17 protein-coding genes are annotated in these 23,029 nt (G+C 36.9%); 3 read left to right on the plus strand and 14 right to left on the minus strand.

The annotated features are described in order from the left end of the window. Positions 1-11: 11 nt before the first annotated feature. The 12 genes from ACQY77_RS04170 to mnmE all read right to left on the minus strand — a co-directional run bounded on the left by ACQY77_RS04170 (position 12) and on the right by mnmE (position 13,171). Positions 12-521, minus strand: coding sequence for a hypothetical protein (locus ACQY77_RS04170; RefSeq protein ID WP_421939243.1), 510 nt, complete (start codon positions 519-521; stop codon positions 12-14). Positions 522-541: 20 nt separating this feature from the next. Then, a complete protein-coding gene (locus ACQY77_RS04175) occupies positions 542-1,417 on the minus strand; it encodes a hypothetical protein (protein WP_421939242.1) in 876 nt (291 codons plus the stop codon). Between the two features lie 38 nt (positions 1,418-1,455). Further along, the gene (locus ACQY77_RS04180) at positions 1,456-1,665 is read right to left on the minus strand and encodes a hypothetical protein (RefSeq protein ID WP_421939241.1); all 210 of its coding nucleotides are present in this window, start codon (positions 1,663-1,665) and stop codon (positions 1,456-1,458) included. Positions 1,666-1,687: 22 nt separating this feature from the next. Continuing rightward, positions 1,688-1,972 (minus strand): hypothetical protein, encoded by a 285-nt coding sequence (locus ACQY77_RS04185; protein ID WP_421939240.1) that lies wholly within the window; start codon positions 1,970-1,972, stop codon positions 1,688-1,690. A 393-nt stretch (positions 1,973-2,365) separates the two neighbouring features. Continuing rightward, positions 2,366-4,414, minus strand: coding sequence for a KAP family P-loop NTPase fold protein (locus ACQY77_RS04190; protein WP_421939239.1), 2,049 nt, complete (start codon positions 4,412-4,414; stop codon positions 2,366-2,368). 60 nt (positions 4,415-4,474) lie between these two features. Beyond that, complete coding sequence (locus ACQY77_RS04195; protein ID WP_421939238.1) at positions 4,475-6,223, minus strand: ATP-binding protein; 1,749 nt, start codon at positions 6,221-6,223, stop codon at positions 4,475-4,477. After that, entirely contained in the window at positions 6,213-7,472 is a 1,260-nt protein-coding gene (locus tag ACQY77_RS04200; protein WP_421939237.1) for an SIR2 family protein, read from the minus strand. The genes ACQY77_RS04195 and ACQY77_RS04200 overlap by 11 nt, the downstream gene beginning before the upstream one ends. 16 nt (positions 7,473-7,488) lie before the next feature. Further along, positions 7,489-8,193: a hypothetical protein gene (locus ACQY77_RS04205; RefSeq protein WP_421939236.1), complete on the minus strand. Its 705-nt coding sequence runs from the start codon at positions 8,191-8,193 to the stop codon at positions 7,489-7,491. An 18-nt stretch (positions 8,194-8,211) separates the two neighbouring features. Further along, entirely contained in the window at positions 8,212-8,910 is a 699-nt protein-coding gene (locus tag ACQY77_RS04210; protein WP_421939235.1) for a hypothetical protein, read from the minus strand. Further along, complete coding sequence (locus tag ACQY77_RS04215) at positions 8,907-10,022, minus strand: hypothetical protein (RefSeq protein ID WP_421939234.1); 1,116 nt, start codon at positions 10,020-10,022, stop codon at positions 8,907-8,909. Before ACQY77_RS04215 ends, ACQY77_RS04210 begins: the two co-directional genes overlap by 4 nt. A 20-nt stretch (positions 10,023-10,042) precedes the next feature. Continuing rightward, entirely contained in the window at positions 10,043-11,068 is a 1,026-nt protein-coding gene (locus tag ACQY77_RS04220; RefSeq protein WP_421939233.1) for a DUF4917 family protein, read from the minus strand. 744 nt (positions 11,069-11,812) lie between these two features. Further along, entirely contained in the window at positions 11,813-13,171 is a 1,359-nt protein-coding gene (gene mnmE / locus ACQY77_RS04225) for a tRNA uridine-5-carboxymethylaminomethyl(34) synthesis GTPase MnmE (protein WP_421939232.1), read from the minus strand. 165 nt (positions 13,172-13,336) lie between these two features. Here mnmE and ACQY77_RS04230 point away from each other — a divergent pair, with 165 nt between their 5' ends. Next, positions 13,337-14,464, plus strand: a complete 1,128-nt coding sequence (locus ACQY77_RS04230; RefSeq protein ID WP_421939231.1) for an AI-2E family transporter — start codon at positions 13,337-13,339, stop codon at positions 14,462-14,464. Positions 14,465-14,678: 214 nt separating this feature from the next. Here the strand turns inward: ACQY77_RS04230 and argS are convergent, their stop codons facing one another. Next, positions 14,679-16,451 (minus strand): arginine--tRNA ligase, encoded by a 1,773-nt coding sequence (gene argS, locus ACQY77_RS04235; RefSeq protein WP_421939230.1) that lies wholly within the window; start codon positions 16,449-16,451, stop codon positions 14,679-14,681. A 765-nt stretch (positions 16,452-17,216) separates the two neighbouring features. Here argS and ACQY77_RS04240 point away from each other — a divergent pair. Together ACQY77_RS04240 and ctlX are read left to right on the plus strand one after the other, a co-directional pair. Further along, complete coding sequence (locus tag ACQY77_RS04240) at positions 17,217-18,668, plus strand: arginine deiminase family protein (protein WP_421939229.1); 1,452 nt, start codon at positions 17,217-17,219, stop codon at positions 18,666-18,668. A gap of 693 nt (positions 18,669-19,361) precedes the next feature. After that, positions 19,362-20,276, plus strand: coding sequence for a citrulline utilization hydrolase CtlX (gene ctlX / locus ACQY77_RS04245; RefSeq protein WP_421939228.1), 915 nt, complete (start codon positions 19,362-19,364; stop codon positions 20,274-20,276). 527 nt (positions 20,277-20,803) lie between these two features. Here ctlX and ACQY77_RS04250 read toward each other — a convergent pair. After that, complete coding sequence (locus ACQY77_RS04250) at positions 20,804-22,957, minus strand: hypothetical protein (protein WP_421939227.1); 2,154 nt, start codon at positions 22,955-22,957, stop codon at positions 20,804-20,806. Between the last annotated feature and the right edge of the window lie 72 nt (positions 22,958-23,029).

The following is a 23,029-nucleotide window of genomic DNA, read 5'->3' on the forward strand; positions in this document are numbered from 1 at the left end:
GATTTTTTGAATCAGCCACCCGGCATTATTCTTGCCACAATTTCCGCTGCCTGGTACTCAAAGTATTTTCCGTTTTTATCTTTATTCCTCTGAAAAAATTTAGGATCATAACCTTTGAAATTTAATGCTAATAAAGCATGATAGTAGCTATCCAGATGGTGGCGAAACTGACTAAAGAAACGCTGGTCATCCTCATCAGCATCATCAAAAGTTTTAAGCCGGGAAACGATTTCCGTTAATTCTTCCCTGCTGATGTCATCAATGATGACCGGATCTGGTAAGCTGATTTTAAAAGCAAGGGGTTCTGCTCCCTCCTCTTCCCACCATTCACTCAGGTTAAACCGGGACATCTCTTTGCCGGTTATCAAGTGCAGTTTGTCCTCCAGTTTTTTATATTCATGAAGATGATCATCACCATGCGCATCACAAAAATCGGTATACGCTAATATCGCATTTAATACTTCCGGGTAGCGCTGTTCAGCTATCTTTAAATCTGGTTCAAGCTTGTTTCTTAGTTGCATATCGCTGGTTTTATAAAGGCCTAGTATTCTGCCATATTCAGCAGTATTGCTTCAGGTTCATCCTCTCCTTTAGGGAAATGAAGAAAAACATCAAAAATAGTTCTTCGGGAACCGTGAAGAATGGCTAATGCGCCTTCCCCGGAAGGATTCACCAGGTGCAGCAATTTCCCGTTTCCAACGATCTCTATCTTCGCATTTTGCACACCTGCCAGTTTTAACCCTCCTTTATTGATGTAACTCTTCCACTGGTTATGTTGGGCCAGTGCCTTTTCTGGCGTAAAATAATTCAACTGGTAAACCAAGCTTTCTGCTTTGAGCAAACCGTTCATAAAAGCATCACCTTTACCCGCTTCCAAATAATCAGCCATGGTTTTAAACCAGGCTTCTGCTTTACTGATCAGCTTCCGATCATCTGCTTTCACTACCGTACTGTGTTCCCAGTTGGGTAAACTGACCGGAACACTGGCATTAAAGGTTCCCTGTGCAGCTGCACCGTCCTTTTGCTGATATTCCCATATCACCACCGGAGTTTTCGTTCCTCCTCCTGTTTGCCAGGCAGATTCTGCAACCTTAACCTGCAGGTTATCACCGGCACTACCCGGCTTGGTTTTATAGTCTACCCTGACCTGCTGTTTACCGCTTTTTACAACTGCAGGATTCGCGAAGAATTTTATTCGTCCTGAAATCTTACTGGTCATTAAAGGAATGTCATTGATAAAGACCCGGTATGGCGTATTTTCTGCCTCTACTGTAACTTCATATAAGACCTGGTTTTCAGGAATTTTTAGATTTTTAAAAGTAGTTGCTGCATCCTGCTGCTTTGCGGCCTGCTGTCCACAGGACAACAAGGGTAAAAAACATAAGGGTATTAATTTAAGGGCAGATTTTATTTTCATAGGTTGAGGTGACTGGTTTGACTTGTTGTGGTTATAGATTACAGTTGAAATGGCTTATAGGCTAATGCCTTGTCCACAACTTCCTCGGGGCTCAGTTCATCGTACTCCTGTTCAAAAAAATAATTGCTTGCATTGGGATCTGGTACATTTGCTAAAAATACTTCTAACAGCTCGTCGTTCTCTGCCTCGGTTGCACCTGAAGCATTTTGTATCTTTTCAGCGAGTTCAATTAATTCAGTTCTTGTCATGTAGTTTGATATAGGGTTAAAATTAAAATCTCCGGATGAAATAAACAATAACACTGATTAGCAAAATGAGGATGGTAGCCACTCCACAGGCCAGCATAATCGGTCCTAAACCCATCCCATCCTGCGGGTCGCCTGTCCTGCGGGTAGCCATGTACCAGAACCAGAGCGCAATCAAGATGTTTATCACCATGCTAACCAGATATATGGTAATGTCCTTTCCACTTCTTAGGGAAAACCAGATCAACAGGCTGTATACTAAACTCAGTACAATGCCGAGTTTGAGTATGATTTTGGTTGGTTCAGACATATGTTCAGTTTGTTTACTAAAATTATGCCATGATCTTCATGTTGATTTTCTGATCTTAAACGACTAATATCTTGATCATTTGCCTCCAGCTTTTCACAATCTCCCTTAACTTAAGGGATTATTACCTTCTAAGATAGTTTAATTAATTGCTTTAGAAAAGATCAAACAGGTTGCCAGAAAGTTTCATATTAGTTCCCGTACTATTCAGGCTGGTTTAATAAAAGATGTAATTGTATGAGATACAGGTACAGATCGCTGTAATGCGCTGGAATGATCTCATAATCCCGTCTCACATCGCAGAGGTTGAATTTACTTGCCGATACAGAAAGTGAAATAACATTGATTATCAATTATTTAAATAAATAAAATAACAAAAACATAACACACGTATATTTACGGTAAGGTTTCTCTAATAATTGATCTACTTTCTTTATTTATAGATTTTATATTATCAGCAAAGAATTTAACCTTTTGATACTGTAAACCACTTAGGCTATGCATTGAAATATTATTGATTTCATTGACTATTCTTTCTATATATAATTCTGGCAAAAATTCATTAAGATTTTGCAAAGATAAATCTCCTGCATGCATTGTTGTAGTATCAAACATTATAAAATTATCAATTAGAAATGAAATGAATAAAGGCTCATTAATATTTCTTTCCAACTCTTCTTTGTATTTCTCTTTATCATAAATAGCTAATGAATATAAAAACAAATTATCTCTCCATACCCCTTCTCCTGATCTGATTCTCAAAAAAACGAATCCACTATTACTTTCCAAATATTTCAAATAGTGGTTTAATAATCTTGATTTCATATTTTTTATTTGACCTAAAACATCTTGATTTAAATAACTTAATCCACCGGAAAGCAAAAAATGATTAAATACGAATTTCATACCACTTCCATTACTTTGATCTAAAGAGAGACTATTTAGTGCCTTTTTAGTGGCTTCAAACTTATCTTCGCTAAAATTAATTAGGTTAAAATAAGAACGCATAATTAAGTGAGACAGTTTACCATCAAAGGGTTCAGAAATAGTTTCAAAAAAATCAATGAAACTATTAAAAATACTTAAGCTTTTAATGGAGAGAGAAACGTCTAAGTCAGGCGAAGAAATCCTTTGTAAAAAATTTTCAATTTTACCTGTAGCATATATTTCACTCAAAATTGATTTTTTGTTTGAACCATCAATAAAAAAAGATTGTAGATTACTCTCTGTTACATTTGTAGATGGGACACTAAGAGAAAAATAACGTTCGAAGTATGTGAAATCTCTTAGTTTCTTTGAATTTATATTGTTTTTATTAGGATAATCTCTTAAAAACAAAACCCTAAGGAGCGACTTTGTTGTTTCATTCTTGTACTTATTGATTATATTTTCATCAAACGAGATACTTTCCCAAATCATTTTTCTATTTATTAATAATACCTGCTTATAAACATTCTTATAAGCATTATTATCAAAGGTTCGAATAGCTTCAATTAAAACAAAATCCTCTAAATTCACATTATTTCCAATATTCGGAAGACTAAAAATTAAATTATTAAAGTATCGATTAATATCCCTTATAGAATTAAAATATTCCTTTAAACCATATATTTTCCATATAGACCTTAAATCCTTATCGATAAAATTCAATTCTAGCCTTTTAAAAAAAGCAGATAATCTATCAAAAAAGACATCTTCAATTTGACTTTCCAAAATTGGTGGTACAGCAAAGTCAACTTGAATAATTTTCTCAAGGTATTTTTCACCGTCAAAATGATATTCATTAGTAAGCGCATTAACAATGATTTCCTTATCATAGGCTATAATGAAGAATGTATTGTTTAGATTAAGATTTACTTTTAAAATTTTAAATAAAATAGTAATTTCTTTAGGTGTCAATCTATCTAAATCATCAATTAGAATAAAAAGCCTAAGGTTATTTTGAGTCAGTAAATCATTAGCAATCTGCTTAATGTCCTCAAGAGATGCAACTTCATCTTGATTAATGTAATCATCAACTCCATCTAATATACTTTTCGCAATTGGATGAGCATGTTTCAAAAAATTAATATACTTAAGATGTTTTAAATATCCCTTTAACTTTTTGTTGGCTTCCTTAACTGGCTTTTTCCATTGATATTTTGATAGGGAATCTAATATTGTTTGTAAAAAATTTCTTTCTAAACTTTCTTCACCGGTATTACCCCAGGAGTTAAAACTCAATATTTTGTGATCAATATCGTATTTGCTGTAGGTTTCAACGATTTCTCTTTTTATAAAATTCAACAAGGTTGATTTTCCTGACCCCCAACTTCCAGAAATCCCCACCACTAGGCTTTCATGTTCATCTCCAAAAGAAGTTTTGAGACTTTTAACTATTTGTTTTGCGAAAATCCCCCTACCAAGTAAATCTTCTTTTGCCTCACCATCTGTAACCAAGGACATATTATCTATTTTAATTAACGATTTAGGTTCAAATTAACTTTTTTTATACCTGATCTGACATTACGCAAATAATGGTGTATCAGAATTCGGCCTGATTTTTGGCATTTCAACCTTAAGCATTACTGGCATAGGAAAATCAACTCCCATTAAAATCGCCTCTCCAGCACCTAAAACAGGTAGGAAAGCAAGTGTATCCCTATTCGCTGATGAACATGCATTTGCTATCGCTTCTTTATCTTGATGATTGATTAATCGATGTGCTATAAAAGTTCCTATCTGACTTAATGTTCCATTAGGTATGTCTCGTGGCATTTGTGTTGCTATACAAAGAAATAAACCATATTTCCTACACTCTTTTGCTATACTATCAAATGAATTTAATTCAGTAACTTCAAAATATTCATCTTTCACCTTTTTATTAAGGAATTGATGTGCCTCATCAATAAATAGAATCAATGGCTTCTGTTTGAATACTTCAACTCTAGATTTATTTAGTAAATATTTACCTATTGCGTTAGCGAGTATTTCCCTAGCTTGAAAATTAAAAGGAACCTTTTCAAATCCAATTCGAAGGATGTTTTTATTATCATCTCCTAAAAATTTCTCAATAACCTCAGTTACGTCTTCCTCCTTATTTACTACAAAACCAAACATTTTTTTGAATGCAGTATCATTTACAGTACTATTAATCCTCATAATTAAACTTGTACTATTACCAAAGTTTCTTCCATCCTGCATACTAGACCATCTTCCAGAACTTACTTGGTAACATTCATTTATAATTTGTTGAGATAGTCTTTGAATATTGAAATAGCATGAAGTATCATCTTCAATTTCTTCTTTGTATATGAAGTGAGTATTATGGAATGGGCTAGTCTCATTTCCTTGTTTCACAATGCACTCGTTTTCTATTATAAGGTCTTTCGGACTTTTCTTACCAATTTTAAAGATTGTTTTGTTTCCATCAACAGCATGTACAAAATTGTCCTTATCTCTTTGAATACAATTTGCAATCTTTAAAGATTTAATGGCCTCAAGAAGAATTGGTTGTTGCACTTGTCCAGATGGCCTAAATAAAACAAAAAGGTCTCCTATCGTTAATTTTGAATATGGAAAATATGCAGTATCAGACAATATGGTATTACTTACTTTGGAATTAGTATCAAATGGAGAATACTCGCCAGTTGCATCAATTACAATCGCTTTGCCATTATTTTTTATTAATGATTCTAAGAGCTTACTTACAGTATAACTCTTTCCTCCACCTGTTGTCCCAACTATTGCACAATGCCTTCCAAAAAGAGCTTGTTGAGAAAGTTCAACTATTGTGGATTTATCATAAGTTAGCCTACCAAAATCAATAACCGGAGCATTATCTTTGTTTTCCTCTTTAACACCAAACTCTTTGAAATAGCCTTTGATAAATTCTGAAGAACATATGAACACCTTTGCTCCTATCATTGGTAAGGAGTTTAGTCCTCGGTCAATTTTGCTTGGATTAAAAAGTTCAAATGAAAGTAGTATTTCAATCTTTCCAGTTGGATGAAATTCTTTCGTGTTAAAAGATTTTTCACTTAATTCAAGTCTCTCCTTTTCTGGAAGACTCAACTCTAAAATTTTACCAAGAAATCCAAATTTTTCACCTTCTATTACAACATAACTACCTACCAGTCCGCCTTTTAATTCTTCTCCATAAAATGTGAACGATTTCATTAATACGGAAGATGGAAAATGAATTTTCACGTATTGCGGTGTAATTTGATTAATATAACCTATAAAGTGACTGTGATTAAATGGATTAATTTCCATCTCTATTGTTATTTAAGTTAAGAATAATTTTTTTCGTATCCTCTTGGTTATATGATTTTAGATCAGGGAAATAAGTTGCAAAATCTTCAAATAATTCACTTATCAAAAAAATATTGTTATGATTTTTTGATGCTTCAAAAAATGGTTTAAAATTTTCAGAAGAATCATCAATTGATCTATTGACGATCATTAACTGAAAACTAGGATTTTGCTCTAATGATTCAATTATTGATGTAACTATATGCTTATCATTAAATTTAAAACCTATACATATTAGTAAAACATTTTCATTTCGTAAATTTTGTTGAAATCTCGACATCATTTCAAAATAAGGTTGTTCATAAGAGCTTTCATATTTACTATTTTTTGGGAAAATCATTAATGGTACTGATACGTTATCTTTTTGAACTATGTCGTTACCGTCCTTTTCCCAATCAACTGAACCATGAGGTTTATATAAATGAAAAACTTTTTGAACAAAGTTATCTTCTTCTTTAACTCGACTAGAATTTCTGGCCACAATGTCCAAATCGAAATTTCTTCCACTAAATGTTCTAGGATGGGAAAACGAAAAACCATCTATGATTGTAAAATTCTTTTTTCTTCCTGCTTGTTCAAATAGAGTATCGTAGTTTAATGTAAATATTTTCACTCTAGGGAGAGTTACTTTTCGTTTAGTTATTTTCTCTATAAAAATATTATGAGGAGAATTACTAGGCAGCTTTAAAGTACAATTTTTGACTATTATTTTTTCAATTGCAATTATTGTTTCTCCAATATCAATTACATCCTTACTTGCAATTTTTTCTTGTTTTAGATAGTCCTTTCCAATATTAGCAAGGGATAAAATTTTTTCCAAGTTTTTAACATACTCCCCTTTGTCTTTGTCTGTATATAAAACTAATTCACAAAACCTATGAAAAAATGATTTTGTTAAACTTGTTTCAACATCATCCCATAAATCAGAAAGCAACTTTCCTTTTCTTGAAACTAAGCTACCATTTTCTGAAATATCGTCACCAATACCAACAGAGGTACCAGCGCCTGATAATATTATTAAGTTTTCAAATTGGTTATTTAAAAAATCGGAATATTTTTTTCTTTTACTTTCTTGCGCAAACCGTAACTTGTCTGTTCCATCATTCTCAAAATGATACTTGATTCCATCTAAATAAACATTTTCAACCTTATCACCACTATATTCTATTTCAACAGACTTTTTGCCATTTATATAAATATATCTTCTCATAAATTAATGTTTGTAATTATTTAAAAACATCTCTGTTATAATACTCAAATTCAGTACTACTAAAACTTCCTCGTCCATATCCCTTAAACATAGCGAGTACGAAATATATGGTGCCTAAAGTTATAAGAACCTCAACATAAGCAATATCCTTGAATGTGCCATTAAGAGTCAAATTATCAACTACATATTGTATCCACAGAATAACCCATATGAAACAAAAGAATCTACTTACTATATCATTAATCTTGGAGACAGAAAATGTTTTCTGATTCTTATAAGCATAAATAGTTTTGTATAAAGCTCCAGTTATTTCATCTTCTAGCATATCAATCTGTTTTTCCCAATGTCGCTGCCAAAATTTGCTTCCTATGTTAATTAATACCCATGAAATTGATGTTATAAATCCTATAGAGATAGCAAAAAATAAAGTAAATGTATTTTCTCGTGGTTCTTTGTTATAATTAGTAGAGTTTAGGATCGCTATATAAGCAGTAAAAGATGTTACTTGAAATGCCCAAAAATAAGTTGTCCTTTTCCAATAATTATCAATTTCAAACTTTCTGGAATCCCATGCTTTTTCATAAGCTTTATATTTCTTAGTATCGATCTTTATCGAATTGCCTTCAAATCTTTTATTAAAATCATCTTTATTATTAATTTTAATCAAGCCTGAACTTCTATTATTGAGTGCAAATCGGAAAATTTCTTTAAATATTTTCATTTGTTACCTATTAAAATCTTAGAAATCTATTCTTTCACAGTGACGAAGAGCTTCAGGGCACTTAATAATTATTGATTCATTAACTTTTAGATTAGAAAACCATATTAACCTAAATTCATCTTGATATTCGTATTTTTTTAATTTCAAAAACAACTCATACTCACTTGTGATTCGTAAAAGCTCATCGTAAAATTCAGGGTTATTTGCATGATCACCTCTATCTATTATAGTCTTCATATATTCTGAACTACTATTAAATACTCTAGAGCTTTTGTAATTACACCTTCCCGAAATTCCTTGATAACAATTTTTAATTGCTCTCATTACTTCCAATCCGAAAAAAGTATAATTATGTATTTTAATTGCACCGACCGCATTAAAATCAGAAATGATTTTGTCATTTAATGTCATAGTAGTACATAAAACATAACAATTTTCACCAGTTTGATATTTAACCGCAATCGTATCACCCTTAGTATTTTCAAACCAAACCATTGCATCACCTTCTTCTTTATCTCCTCTTATCTCATCTGGATAATGGATAAATTTAAGAAAGCAACTAAGAGCCAATTCACCTCTCTCAAAAAAATCATCTAACCATTTTTTATTGTCTAACAATCTATAAACCGGCTGCTTTCTCTCCCTCCATGCAAAGTCATTTATTGGATCATCAGCATTTAAATAATGATTATCAGTATAATTAATAAATTCTCTCATTCACTTACAGCTATTTCGTTTTCAATATAATGCTTTGCCCCATTCTCATAAGATTTAATGTCCCTTCCAAAGAACTGCCTATATCTGGCAATTACAGAATTAAAATTCGTACTATCTTCATTATTTCGATAATCAACAACTTCAATTTTTGCATTTTCTCGTACCATTCGAGATAGTAATTGCCGCATTTCAAAATCTGAAGGCGGTAGCGAGTATCCGATAAATACCAATTTATTAGCTTCCGAAAGTTCAATACCTGCATTTTGCCATATTATTTTATACTGTGGATTGGATAAATCCTTTAAAAAAGTTGGCATTATAAGATTAGATATCAGGTTATGTGCACTTACTTGATTTCCAAAGTTATTGTCGCAGTGCCTACATGTCGGCTTGCTAATATTACTATAAGGATTTATAGCAATTTTATTATAGAATTTCACATATAACCTTTGACATCTAGGGCACTGGAGCCAATTTAACGAACCGTGTAACTTTAATAGTTTTACATTAAATCCTCCACGCCCTAACACTTCTAAACCTGGCTTAATAGTTTTATCACTTTTATCGTAAGAACTTATATAACAGCAATAATCAACAACAGCATCAACTTTTCTCGCTGCTATTTTCTGGTGAATTGAGTTATCCAATAGAATATCCCAGTTTGTACTTAGTACGGAAACAGGATCTTGATCTGAAAATTTGTTTTCCTTTCTTACAGAAGCTTTTTCTACTAAATAGTTTGCAAAAATATTTATATAATCCTTATCAGAATTCTCAAGTAAATGTTGCAAAGCTTTTCCTATTAATTCATAAACTAAGCCACGAAATATCTTAATATCAGTAGAATTTAAATTTCTAAAGGAAATATTATCTACTAAACATTTGTCCAATGGAGTAAAAATATCTTCTAGAGGCATGGATTCTTGAAGCTCTTCAGAAAGATTGTATGTATGTTTCAAAACATCTTTAAACTTATTTATCTTTTCTTCTGAAAAAACATTTACATCTAATTTATGTATTTCGAAAATTTTTTTAACGAGTTCTTCTTGCGAAGGCGCATTTGCTTCTTTTGAGAATCCCGCACCGAGAATGAATACTGTTTTAGATTTCATAATTTTATTTTATTCCTAGCCTATTTCCACACACGAGCACTTGAAGCATCGTAAAAGGCCAACTGGGGGACTCGTATATCTTTTCTTATTACACCTATTTTTTCTGCTATCTTAATAATACTTTCATTATTAGAATCTGTTATTTTACCATAAATACTGATATACAATTTTTCAACTTTGTTTTTTCCTATTAGATTTAAAATATGTTTATCATTATCTGCTAAAGAGTGTCCATAAATAAATAAACAGCCACCGATTTTGGCGAAACTTCTTATTCCTCTTGAAAGATAGTTGCTGTGCATGATCTTACTTTCCTTCTCGATACTAGTCCCCTCTGAAACAAATAGAGGAAAAGAATTAAAATTTAAAGCATTTCTAATCTGCTCAATGAGTCTTATGCCTGTATTAACCCAAGTGTATTTTTGAAGTTCAGAACCTGTGTCGAAGAGATGTAATGCCCCATGTAGATAAAAAATATTTTGACCGTCAGTTTTTTCTATATCCCAACTAACATATTCTCTTTTGCCTTCATCAGGAGTTCTAAAACCATCATCTGCATTAAGAGTTTTAGTTTCCTGAAAATGCATTGTTGTCCAATAAAGTAACAAATCATAATTTAAAGTGTAGATATTTTGAAAGTGACTTAGGAAATATCTACAACATTCATACTCAGAGTCAAGTATTTCAGAAGGCATTTCTGGGTGACTAGAAGCAATAGCCTCAACTAAAACATTCTTTAAATCGTCTGCATCTTTATTAAGTTGATCGATTAATGTTTTTTCTGACGGAAAGTAAATTTCCAGAATTTTAGCTGAACCTATTAAGTTTTTCATTACAACTTCGAAATCCTTTGTATTAAGTGCTTGAAATACTTTTTTGATATTAGGATTTAGTTTTGTAAAATTTGCTTGGTTATAAAGTGTATCATATCGAAAAATATCACTTCTACATGCAATACTAAAACCATTTCCAGTTAGTAAATGCCTTTTCTTATATATAGAAGAGTCTTTTATAGCCTCTTCGAAAGACATAATTTTGTGTTCCATAAAATATAGTTGTTAACTTTAGATGAACTGTAAATAAAATCATATTTTGATATTTTAAGCAATTTTAATGGTGCTTAACTTATCAAATGCTTTTACTACTTTCTTCTAGATATGGTTTTTGATGAGAATGAGAGTTCATTAAATTTAAATTAGCATGTCTAAGTTAAATTTATTTTCTAGGAAATCAATTATTATAATTTTAATCATAACTAAAATTAGCACGCAATCTTAAAAAATAATCAGCAAACGATGTAAAGAGAACATTTTTTGTTATACTTTTAGTGTGTGAATTAATTTATTACATCAAAATTAAATACAATCGCTTATCTACATTGAAACAAACAGGCATTAGATTTACGGCGGTGAAAAACATTACTATAGATTTTTAGCATCTCTCGTTCAACTCTTCCACTGAATGAATAGATCCTTTCAAAATCCAGACTCCTTCTTGTATACACTCGTTGTCCTTGTACTACTTAGGAGTGTCCAACAGCCCCCAACTTGGTTTCAAAAAATCACTCCAGGCTCAAAAGACGACTACAACTCAAGAAAATTCTATTATTACTTTAAAATAGATGAAACAGAAAGCCCCCTGCATCAAAATAGCTATCGAAGGTACAAATCAGCATCTGCGCGTATGAGATTACTTCCCACAGCACCAAGGCTTTAATAAAAGGAGTATCGAGTACGGCTAAGTTGAGGCACCCCGTTATAAACTCGGTTCTTCTGTCTCATATCTCAAACCTACTTCCCAATACAAAACTTCGTAAAAATATTATCCAATAAATCATCCGTAGTTACAGTACCTGTAATCTCCCCCAGGTAATGCAGGGCCTGTTTAATATCCATAGCCAGGAAATCGGAAGTAACCGGATTATCTACATTTTCGAGTACACGGTTTAAAGCATTCTCTGTTTGTTTGAGTGCTTCTACATGGCGAACATTGGTAACCAAGGTTTCGCTGGTATTAATGTGGTGCAGATTAACCTGCTCCAATAAAGTGTCTTTTAACTCATCGATACCCTGTTTTTCTTTAGCAGAAATGAAAACAACATTCAGCGCTTTAAAAGCATCTTTTTGTTCGGCAGTAAGGGTTTCTGCTTTATTGATGAGTACCAGGTGCGGAATTCCTAAGTGCTCCAGTCCCCTAACCTGCTCGCTGATTTCGGCAACAGACTGGTTCACATCGGCCATGTAAATAATGAGTTTGGCCTGTTTCATCTTCTCGAGGGTACGTTCTACGCCAAGTGCTTCAATAATATCAGCGGTATCACGGATTCCTGCTGTATCAATAAAGCGGAACACTACGCCACCTATGGCCAGCTCATCTTCAATGGTATCGCGGGTAGTACCGGCAATATCCGAAACAATGGCCCTTTCTTCATTCAGCAAGGCATTAAGTAAGGTAGATTTACCTACGTTAGGCTTACCGGCAATTACGATGGGTACCCCGTTTTTAATTACGTTACCCAGCTCAAAAGATGCAATGAGCCTGCGCAATACATAATTGATTTTGCTGACCAGATTTTTCAGCTGATCGCGATTGGCGAATTCTACATCCTCTTCAGCAAAATCGAGTTCGAGCTCAATCATGGAGGCAAAATGGATCAGTTGTTCACGTAGGCCTTTCAGCTCGTTGGCAAAACCACCACGCATTTGCTGCATGGCCACATCATGCGACGCTTTAGAGTTCGAGGCAATCAGATCGGCCACGGCCTCGGCCTGGCTTAAATCAAAAGCCCCGTTTAAAAAAGCCCTTAAAGTAAATTCTCCGGGTTTAGCCGCACGCGCACCTTTGCTAATGAGCAAACTGATGATTTGCTGAATAATGTAATTTGAACCGTGGCAGGAAATTTCGACCACGTTTTCTTTAGTGTAAGATTTTGGGGCTACAAATAAGCCTGCAACCACCTCATCTACCAGCTGCTCGCCATTTTTAATCAGGCCGAAATGTAGCGTATGACTGGCTTGCTGCTCTAAATCTTTCCCTGCAAAAACCTGGTTGGTTAAGCTAATGGCTTCAGGGCCAGAAAGGCGGATTACACCTATGGCACCCGAACCGGGAGGAGTAGACAAAGCAATAATGGTATCTTGATGGTTCATAATCTTCTCTAAAAGCTGCAAAAATAAGGCATATATCCGGTTATGTTATCCCCCGGAAGTAAAATTAATTGCATCTTTCTGCTTAACTTAGTGAGAGGCGATCTACCGCCGCCCAAAACATTTCTGCCTGAGTATTGTTAAACCCTCGAATCAGATATACTAAATATGACCAATCATCTTCCGCTCACTGCTAAAAGATCTCTTGAACTACTCGGACTAATAGCCATATTTGGCGTACTTTATGTAGCCAAAGACATTATTATGCCTGTATTGATGGCCTTTTTCATCAGTATTATGCTTTTGCCCATCTACCGCTTCTTAAGGAGAAAAAAAGTTCCTGAAAGCCTCTCCATCATCCTGCCCATTATATTGGTGGCCTTGTTTATCGGATTGATTGTCTGGTTTTTCAGCAACCAGATTGGCATTTTGGTGAAAGATTTTCCGCAGATAAAAAGCAATGTTTCGCAACACATTAATAGTCTGAGCGATTGGATTAGCCGCATTACCCATTATAATGATAAGGAGCAAAAGGCTTTTATTCAGGGTAAGAGCGACGATTTAATGAACATGGGTACCAAGCTTGCCGGAGGTGCTGCACTTACCCTGAGCGGTGTTTTTGTGTTTATTGGCTTACTGCCCATTTACATTTACCTGATGCTTTTTTATAAAGATATCCTGCTTCGTTTTATCTTCATGTGGTTTAAACCGGATCATCACCCTAAAGTGAAAGAAGCCATTTACGAAACCGAATCCATCATTAAAAGTTACCTGATCGGATTACTTATACAGATTACTTATATGACCATCCTTTTGGGTGGAATATTGATGATCATCGGGATTAAACATGCCTTGTTAATTGGGGTTATTTTTGCCATCCTGAACCTGATCCCGTATGTGGGTGCCTTAATTGGTAACATTATTGGTGTGCTGCTTACCTTAACCTCCTCGCAGGAGTTATGGCCGGTGCTCACTGTGTTAGGGGTAATCGCACTCGTTCAGTTTCTGGACAATAACATCCTCATGCCCCGAATTGTGGGCTCTAAGGTGAAGATTAATGCCCTTTTTGCCATCCTGGGTGTGTTTATTGGCGGCAGTGTGGCTGGAGTATCTGGTATGTTCCTGGCCTTACCGATTATCGCGGTATTAAAAATCATTTTCGACCGCACTGAAATGTTTAAACAATGGGGTGTGCTGCTGGGTGATGAACGCCCGGTAAAAAGTCCGATGAGCTTTCCATCCTTTCGCAAAAAGAAACCTGTAGCTGTTAAGGAAGGAACTGAGAAGGATGATTAGTAGGGGTTGTTAAGGTTAACCACAGAGAAACAGCGGAAAGCACTGAGCACACAGAGATAGCGCTTTATTAATGTATAATGCGATAATAATTCCGTATATCCGGGGCTAAGAGCTTTTTGTTACAAAAACAACCAGAATCTTAACTCCTTCGGATTAAAATAAAAGCCTGTTAAACGATTCTGGTCCGTGGTTCACGGACCAGAGATTTTTTACATTACATCCGTTCTGGCGAAGTAATGCCCAGAATTTTCATCCCCGAATGGATAATATCTGCTGTTTTCTTGCAAAGGTTTAAGCGGAACTGCTTCGCTTCACCTGCCTCTGTTTTAACTATCGGCGGTACTTCATGGTAAAACTTATTGAATAATTTGGCCAGTTCATATAGATAATTCGCCAAACTTGCCGGACTATAAGCCTTCGCTGCAATAGCCAACTCTTCAGGATATTTTGCCAACAGCTGAATCATCTCTAACTCTACATCCATAATCCCCGAAAACTCAGCACTGCCCACTGCAAACTGATACTCAGCCTTGCTCAGCAATGATTTGATCCGCGCATGCGTATACTGAATAAATGGTCCGGTATGGCCCTGAAAATCGATACTCTCTGCCGGGTTGAACAATAAGCGTTTCTTTGGTTCTACTTTAAGCAGGAAATATTTTAATGCCCCTAAACCGATATTGTGGTAAAGTTCTTCTCTTTCGGCTTCAGAAAAATCGTTTATTTTACCCAGCTCCACTGTCTTCTCGCGGGCTGTAGTCACCATGCTGGCAATTAAATCATCAGCATCTACTACTGTTCCTTCACGGCTTTTCATTTTACCGTTAGGCAAATCTACCATCCCATAAGAAAGATGGTATAAACCTTTGGCCCAGCTTTTTCCTAACTTTTCTAAAATCAGGAAAAGCACCTTAAAGTGATAATCCTGCTCGTTACCGACCACATAAATAGATTCATCCATTCCGAAATCATCGTATTTCATTTCGGCTGTGCCTAAATCCTGGGTGATGTAAACGGAGGTTCCATCTGCACGAAGCACCAGCTTCTGGTCTAAACCATCGGCTGTTAAATCGATCCACACCGAACCATCTTCCTTTTTAAAGAAGACACCCTTAGCTAAACCTTCTTCAACGGTATCCTTACCCAGCAGATAAGTATTGCTTTCGTAATAGAATTTATCAAAATCAACCCCTAAGGCTTTATAAGTTACATTGAAACCATCGTACACCCAGCCGTTCATTTTCTCCCAAAGGGCAATCACCACAGCATCACCTGCTTCCCACTGTTGAAGCATATTTTGAGCCGCTTTAATTAACGGGGCATTCTTTTTCGCTTCCTCTTCTGTTTGTCCCTCAACCTTTAATGCTTCTATTTCTTTTTTGTATTCTTTATCGAAAATAACATAGTATTTCCCTACCAGGTGATCGCCTTTCAGGCCCGAACTTTCCGGCGTTTCGTTATTACCCCAGTTCTGCCAGGCCAGCATCGATTTACAAATGTGAATCCCTCTGTCGTTTACCAGGTTCACTTTAACCACATCATAGCCATTGGCTTTAAGGAGCTCGGAAACCGAATAACCCAATAAGTTGTTCCGAACGTGGCCTAAGTGTAAGGGTTTATTGGTATTGGGTGAAGAATATTCTACCATTACCTTTTTGCCATTCGGCGGAATAATGCCAAAATCTGCGGCTAACACCTGTTCGTTAAAGAGGTTTAAGAAATATTGCTCGGCCAGACTTAAGTTTAAAAATCCCTTTACTACATTGAAATTCGTTACTTCGGCAACGTTATTTTGCAGGTAAGTACCGATTTCGGTAGCCGTTTGTTCTGGCGATTTCTTAGAAAACTTAGTAACTGGAAATACAACGATAGTTACCTGACCTTCAAATTCTTTACGGGTTTCTTGTATATTGATCACGCTTTCGTCCACTTCTGTACCATAAAGTTCCAGAACGGCTTTCTGTGCGGCAGTAATAATAAAATTCATGGCCAAAAATAGCGATTAAAGCTGAAAGAGTAAAGCGCAACGAAGAAAGTCCGAAGGCGGGTGTCCGAAAATATAAAGCAGCAAAGATTAATTGTTTAATTGTTGAACTGTTTAATTGCTTAACTGCCTTAGGTGGTTAAAAATAAAAAGCTGCTTGACTCCCAGTCTTGATACTTGATACTAAATACTTGATACTAAAAAAAGTCCGAGGTCGGAGGTCCGGAGTCCGAGGCCTATGGTACATACCAAGTCGCCAAACAGGCTTAGTTGCCTTAGGTGCCTTAGGTGGTTAAATAAATTGCCGATTGGCTCCCAGTCTTGATACTTGACACTAAATACTTGATACTAAGAAAAGTCCGGGGTCGGAGGTCCGGAGTCCGGGGCCTATGGTACATACCATGTAGCCAAACAGGCTTAGTTGCCTTAGATGCCTTAGCTGGTTAACTAAAAAGTCGATTGGCTCCCAGTCTTGATACTTGATACTAAATACTAAATACTTGATACTAAATAAATACTTGATACTAAAAGAAGTCCGAGGTCGGAGGTCCGGAGTCCGAGGCCTATGGTACATACCAGGTCGCCAAACAGGCTTAGTTGCCTTAGGTGCCTCAGGTGGTTAACTAAAATGCCGATTGGCTCCCAGTCTTGATACTTGATACTAAATACTAGGTACTTTGTACTAAATACTTGATACTAAAGTGCACCCTCAAAATCAAGCTTGATTCTCCGTGAAATTCTGATAGCTTTGTAACAACTAACTTATATATGAGCGAACAGAACAACAATTTCAAGGTAAATGTAAATACTGAGATCGGCAGATTAAGAAAATTATTGATCCATAGTCCGGATAGTGGTTTAGGAAAAGTAGTTCCATCCAAAGCCCAGGATTGGCTTTTCGAAGATATTGTTCACCTGGATACCATCCGTAAAGGTGAGTACGATTATTATGTTAAATTATTGATGTATTTCCTTGATCCGCAAAAAATTAAGGGAAAACTCGCTGAAATAGATTCAGAAGAAAGCAACCGCAGCTTTTACAAACCCAACCATCCCGATTTCCATAATTCTGATGCTGTTATTGAGATTCAGAACTTATTGAGCGAAATCCTGGCTCAAGAATCTATTCGCAAGAAATTAGTTGCCGCCGTATGTGCCATTGAAGGCTGTACCTACAAAGTGCAGTTGCAATTGGCCGATACCGACCCGAAACAACTGGCAGAAATATTCATCTCTGGTACGCTGGCCAATGATGAAATGATCTTTGCTCCTATCCCGAACCTCATCTTTACCAGGGATGTGGGCACAACCATTAACAATTACATCTTATTAAACAAGCCAGCAAAAAAAGCCCGCGTTAGAGAAACCTTGTTGATGCGCTATATATTCTTCAATCATCCCATATTTGAAGGCTATCGTGAACATATGCTCGAAATTCCGGATGTTACCATGCACTTTTTGCGTCCGGGAGATGAACCTGCTTTCAGTACCACTTTAGAAGGTGGCGATGTGATGATGGTAAGCCCGAACCACGTATTAATTGGCTGCAGCGAGCGAACATCAGAGCATGGTGCCAATGAAGCCATTAAACTCTTGTTTGAAAATGACGTGGTAGAGAAGGTTACGGTTGTAAAAATTCCGAGCAAAAGAGATTATATGCACCTGGATACTGTATTTACGCAGGTTAAACGCAATACCTGGGTCATATTAAATTCCATTGCCCATTCACCTAAATATAATCCTTACGAACCCATTAACTTTTTAAAAGAGCCCGAAAAACTAGAGGCTACCACCGCAATACAGTTCACTAAAGCCAATCCACAGGAGCCTAAACATTTCGAACATGTTGAAGCCTTACTAAATGAAATTAGTCAGGTAGATTTGGGAAGTACCGAACCAACGCAGATTATCTACAGCGGTAACAACCTGTTTCCTTACGATTCGAGAGAGCAATGGACAGATTCCTGTAACCTTTTGGCCCTGAAAGAAGGCGTGGTATTGGGTTACGACCGTAACGACAAAACCGTCGAAGCTTTTAAAAGTGCTGGTTTCAACATTGTTGATGTGAAAGATTTAATCCAGGATTTAGAAAGTGGCAGGGTAGATATCGAAACCATTACCGATACTTTAATCCTGATGCCTTCGGCAGAATTATCCCGTGCACGTGGCGGTTTCCACTGTATGAGTTTACCCATTTGGAGAGATGATTTGGTTCGTTAGTTTATTGGTTCAGTAGGCATTGGTATACTGGGCAGTAGTTAAGTGGTTAATTGGACATTGGGCTGGGCGTAAAAACCCACCCATTCACTAATTCAATCATTCAATCATCCACTCATTCAATCATTCAATCAGCAAACAAACGTTTGCGTAAAGTATATCTCACTGAAATTCAATATACTACTCCCCGATTTACAACTTACTCCTTTCTCTTGGTATAAAGGAAGTTGTATCCCTGACCATTTGATCACAAACCGATGGGTTTAGTCAAACGTTTGCGTAGAGTTTGGTAACAAAACCTGGCTTTTTTGTTACTAACTTCAACCATCGAAATCATGCTAAGCTCTTCTATATAAGAAAATATAAAGCGTCCCAATACAATAGGCCGTTCGTGTTAATCATGAACGGTCATTTTTTTTATCTTTGTTTTTTGAAAAGCGGAATGCAGTTTTCAGTTAGCAGTTAGCAGTTGGCAGTTGGCAAACATGCACAAACAATTAAACAGTTAAGCAATTAGACAGTTAAACTTTCAGTTGGCAGTTTTCAGTTGGCAGTTGACAGTTGGCAAACATGCACAAACAATTAAACAGTTGAGCAATTAGACAGTTAAACCTTCGGTTGGCAGTTGGCAACATGCATAAACGATTAAACAATTCAGCAATTAAACAATTCAACAACAAACAACACTTCAAACCCATGCAAATTACCAACCACATCCTCATGATTCGTCCGGTAGACTTTAAATTTAATGTGCAGACAGCCGAAAATAATAAATTTCAAGTGGCCTCGGAACAAGATGATGTACAGGATAAAGCTTTAAAAGAGTTTGATGATTTTGTAGCTTTATTGCGCAACAACGGAGTAGATGTTACGGTAATTGATGATACTTTAATGCCGGAAAAACCAGATTCTATTTTCCCCAACAACTGGGTTTCTTTTCATGAAGATGGTTCTACCTTCCTGTATCCCATGTTTTCGGAAAACAGGAGACTGGAGCGCAGGAAAGACATTTTAGATACCTTAAATGAGAAATTCGATGTGAGCCATGTGAGCGACCTCAGCTTTTATGAGTTTCAGAATCAGTTTTTAGAAGGAACAGGGAGCATGGTTTTAGATCGCGAAAATAAGGTTGCCTATGCCTGTATCAGTGTGAGAACGGATGTTGATGTTTTAAGCAATTTCTGCATGTTGAGTGGCTACAAACCTGTTTATTTTGAAGCTGTAGATGGCGAGGGTTTCCCAATTTACCATACCAATGTGATGATGTGCATCGGTGATCGCTTTGCTGTAATTTGCTTAGCCGCCATTCCGGATGCCATGGATAGAGAAATGGTTAAAAGAAGTTTAGCCGGATCGGGCAAGGAAGTGATAGAGATCAGTATCGATCAGATGAATAAATTTGCCGGGAACATGCTGCAAGTGGCAGGTAAAGCAGGCGAATCCCTGTTAATCATTTCAGAACAAGCCTACCTTTCCTTAAATACAGAACAGATTGCTGCATTAGAAAAATATGCCCGCATTATTCATTCCCCGCTTTATACTATCGAACAAAATGGTGGTGGCAGTGCCAGGTGCATGCTCGCAGAGGTACATCTTCCGCTGAGGCAATAGGCAATAGTTCATTAGTCATTAGTTTTTAGTCATTGGTTCATTGGGCAATAGGCAGTAGTGTATTGGGTTGATCGCAGAGAACTCCTCTACTATCCCCCCTGAGCTTGTCGGAAGGCATTCAACCTCCATTGTCACCCTGAGCCCGTCGAAGGACACTCAATCATTCTATCATTCACTCATTCCCCCCCTGTCACCCTGAGCCTGTCGAAGGGCATTCTATCATCCTATCATACACCTCCAAATTGTCACCCTGAGCCCGTCGAAGGGCATTCTATCATTCTATCATTCACTCATTCACCCCCCCTGTCACCCTGAGCCTGTCGAAGGGCATTCTATCATCCTATCATACACCTCCAAATTGTCATCCTGAGCCTATCGAAGGACCTCCCACTCCTCCATTGTCACCCTGAGCCCGTCGAAGGGCATTCAATCATTCCATCATTCTATCATTCACTAATTCACTAATTCACTCATTCACCCCCCCCTGTCACCCTGAGCCTGTCGAAGGGCATTCCATCATTCCAAAATTAAAACATCTTCTGCATTCCCTCCCATTTCACTTTCCATTTACCATTTTTTGGAAAGCCGGGATTTTCAATGGTGTTGCCCTCCCAACCCGCACACATCAGCGCAATGGCACTTAATAAACCTCCGTTTCCGGGCAGGTAAATCCGTAATCTATCGTCCTGGTAATTGTGTCCGTTAACGAGATAGGTATTGGTTTTAATGTTCATCATCAAGGCATCAACAGCCTTTTCGGGCATCCCCAGTCTGGTGGCAGTCATAGCAGTCATCGGGAAATCCCAGCCCCAGGTATCGCTCCAGGTCCAGGTATTCCAAACCAGATCAAATGTTTTGCGCATAACAGTCTGATCAAGCAGTTCTGTTGCAGGAAGCATTCCGAAAGTACCCAAAACTGAAGGATGGTCGGTTTTAAACACAGGATTGGTATAAGAATCCTGTGCGCTTTCTGTAGCCAGATAAACCCCATCCTTTACCGGAAGAGCTGCCAGGTTTTGGGCGACATCATCCCATTTGGCATTTCGAGACATCCCCAGGCGCACACGCCATTGCTGAGCAGTTTTTAAAGCCCATTGCCAATACGCCAGCTCGTATGTTGGATTAAAAGTACTATCGGCTTTAAAACGTTCCTGAGCAGGTATTAATCCCGGACCAAGCATATATTTCTTCTTTAAGGGATCGTAATGTGCAAAAGAAGCCATAAAATCTGCTGTTGCAAATACCAAATCTTTATATTTCTGCAGCACTTTCTCATCCTTATTTTCGCGATACAAAAGTTCTGTAAAAGTAATGATGTGTGGCTGTTGCCAAATGAGCATAGCACCAATAGATGATGGGCTTTCATTTCCGTTGTTATCGGTCATTTTCTGCCACCGGGCACCCTCAAAACCCTGAACTTTTGCAATTTTCTCTGCTTTACTTTTCACTTTAAAATACCAGTCGGCACTTTTAGTCAGTATTGCTGATCGGCCCCAAAGTGCAAAATGAAGCCCATGCCACCAATGCATCTCCAAATGCGGTTTACCATACCAGCTGTTATAGGTTAAGCCGGTTTCTTGCGGAGGGAAATTTCCTGCGCATTGAATCTTAGTGAGGTACTGCGATAAAATGATGCGTCGTTCTAATTCATTTGCCCTTGGATCGGTACTCCCTGCAAAATCTACCGCGGCGCCACTCATCCAAAACTGCTTCCAGCTGGTGTAACTATTTTCCTGTGTTTGCTTAAAACCGGGAATATTACCAGACTTACCACCCGCTGTAAACAAAAAGCTAAAACTGAATTGCGAAGAATGCTGGTCAGGCGAAAGCACAAAAAAATGAGCCGATCTGGTTTTAAGTGTTGCCTTACCTAACCAGGAAAAATCGGTAAAATATATCGCAGAATCCAGCTGGTGTTTAATGGTGGCGGCATGTGCACCATTTTGCGTAATGATGGTTTGGTGCTGATTGATGTTTGCAAAGTTATTGCCCACATCTGTCCAGTCTCCGGTTGGATATGGATAACGAATCTTAACTTTTAATCGGCCTTGCCTGATGAGTGACGATTGAATATTTGCGGCAATCAGGTCGCTTTCCTGATGCGCAACAGTAATGACCGATACCGGCACGCCCTCAAATGTAAAGCTGCTGCTGATTTCTCCTGTCCAGGGGTCGAGTTGCTGACGGATGTTTTTAATGTCGCCAGGTTTAGCAGCCTGACCATTTCTTCTGATCAGCTCCAGCCCTACATTGCCCAATTGCAAACGGTGTACATTCTGCCTGAAAAAGTTTGTTGCTCCTTTCGCTCTTTCAGGTTCGTTTAATTGAACAGTATATGGAACTTTACGACCATACTGATTGTAATATTGGTATGCTTCTTCAATTTTATAATGGTTTACATTTTTAAATGTATCCCAGGCCCACTCGCTCTGCGTACCCAATGGCACACCTTTGGCATAAAAATCCGGAAAAGTTTGAAGCCCGGTAGCATCAACAGTAAACGCAAACTTACCATTACCCACTGACAAAGAAGCCAGATCATTCATGGCTTTTACCGAAACGCGATGCCGCTTAACTACCGCTTCGCGATTAATTTGTGCCTGAACAACAGTTAAAGAAATTGTACCTGATAATAGAAACGTAAGTAGCGTTCGCTGAAAAAATATGCTGATCATTTTCATAACTAACAAAACTATGTTTAAGGGCTATTCTACAGTTTCAAAAATTGACAAAAAGCTATCTATAATTGATAA

This window comes from Pedobacter sp. (assembly GCF_965279535.1).
Lineage (GTDB): Bacteria > Bacteroidota > Bacteroidia > Sphingobacteriales > Sphingobacteriaceae > Pedobacter.

What these genes read in the sequence shown, in the direction of transcription:
- argS (WP_421939230.1), bottom strand. Translation starts at nt 16,451, where the DNA reads ATGAATTTTATTATTACTGCCGCACAGAAAGCCGTTCTGGAACTTTAT.
- ACQY77_RS04230 (WP_421939231.1), top strand. Translation starts at nt 13,337, where the DNA reads ATGACCAATCATCTTCCGCTCACTGCTAAAAGATCTCTTGAACTACTC.
- ctlX (WP_421939228.1), top strand. Translation starts at nt 19,362, where the DNA reads ATGCAAATTACCAACCACATCCTCATGATTCGTCCGGTAGACTTTAAA.
- ACQY77_RS04190 (WP_421939239.1), bottom strand. Translation starts at nt 4,414, where the DNA reads ATGTCCTTGGTTACAGATGGTGAGGCAAAAGAAGATTTACTTGGTAGG.
- ACQY77_RS04210 (WP_421939235.1), bottom strand. Translation starts at nt 8,910, where the DNA reads ATGAGAGAATTTATTAATTATACTGATAATCATTATTTAAATGCTGAT.
- ACQY77_RS04185 (WP_421939240.1), bottom strand. Translation starts at nt 1,972, where the DNA reads ATGTCTGAACCAACCAAAATCATACTCAAACTCGGCATTGTACTGAGT.
- mnmE (WP_421939232.1), bottom strand. Translation starts at nt 13,171, where the DNA reads ATGAACCATCAAGATACCATTATTGCTTTGTCTACTCCTCCCGGTTCG.
- ACQY77_RS04180 (WP_421939241.1), bottom strand. Translation starts at nt 1,665, where the DNA reads ATGACAAGAACTGAATTAATTGAACTCGCTGAAAAGATACAAAATGCT.
- ACQY77_RS04250 (WP_421939227.1), bottom strand. Translation starts at nt 22,957, where the DNA reads ATGAAAATGATCAGCATATTTTTTCAGCGAACGCTACTTACGTTTCTA.
- ACQY77_RS04220 (WP_421939233.1), bottom strand. Translation starts at nt 11,068, where the DNA reads ATGGAACACAAAATTATGTCTTTCGAAGAGGCTATAAAAGACTCTTCT.
- ACQY77_RS04215 (WP_421939234.1), bottom strand. Translation starts at nt 10,022, where the DNA reads ATGAAATCTAAAACAGTATTCATTCTCGGTGCGGGATTCTCAAAAGAA.
- ACQY77_RS04200 (WP_421939237.1), bottom strand. Translation starts at nt 7,472, where the DNA reads ATGAGAAGATATATTTATATAAATGGCAAAAAGTCTGTTGAAATAGAA.
- ACQY77_RS04175 (WP_421939242.1), bottom strand. Translation starts at nt 1,417, where the DNA reads ATGAAAATAAAATCTGCCCTTAAATTAATACCCTTATGTTTTTTACCC.
- ACQY77_RS04170 (WP_421939243.1), bottom strand. Translation starts at nt 521, where the DNA reads ATGCAACTAAGAAACAAGCTTGAACCAGATTTAAAGATAGCTGAACAG.
- ACQY77_RS04205 (WP_421939236.1), bottom strand. Translation starts at nt 8,193, where the DNA reads ATGAAAATATTTAAAGAAATTTTCCGATTTGCACTCAATAATAGAAGT.
- ACQY77_RS04195 (WP_421939238.1), bottom strand. Translation starts at nt 6,223, where the DNA reads ATGGAAATTAATCCATTTAATCACAGTCACTTTATAGGTTATATTAAT.
- ACQY77_RS04240 (WP_421939229.1), top strand. Translation starts at nt 17,217, where the DNA reads ATGAGCGAACAGAACAACAATTTCAAGGTAAATGTAAATACTGAGATC.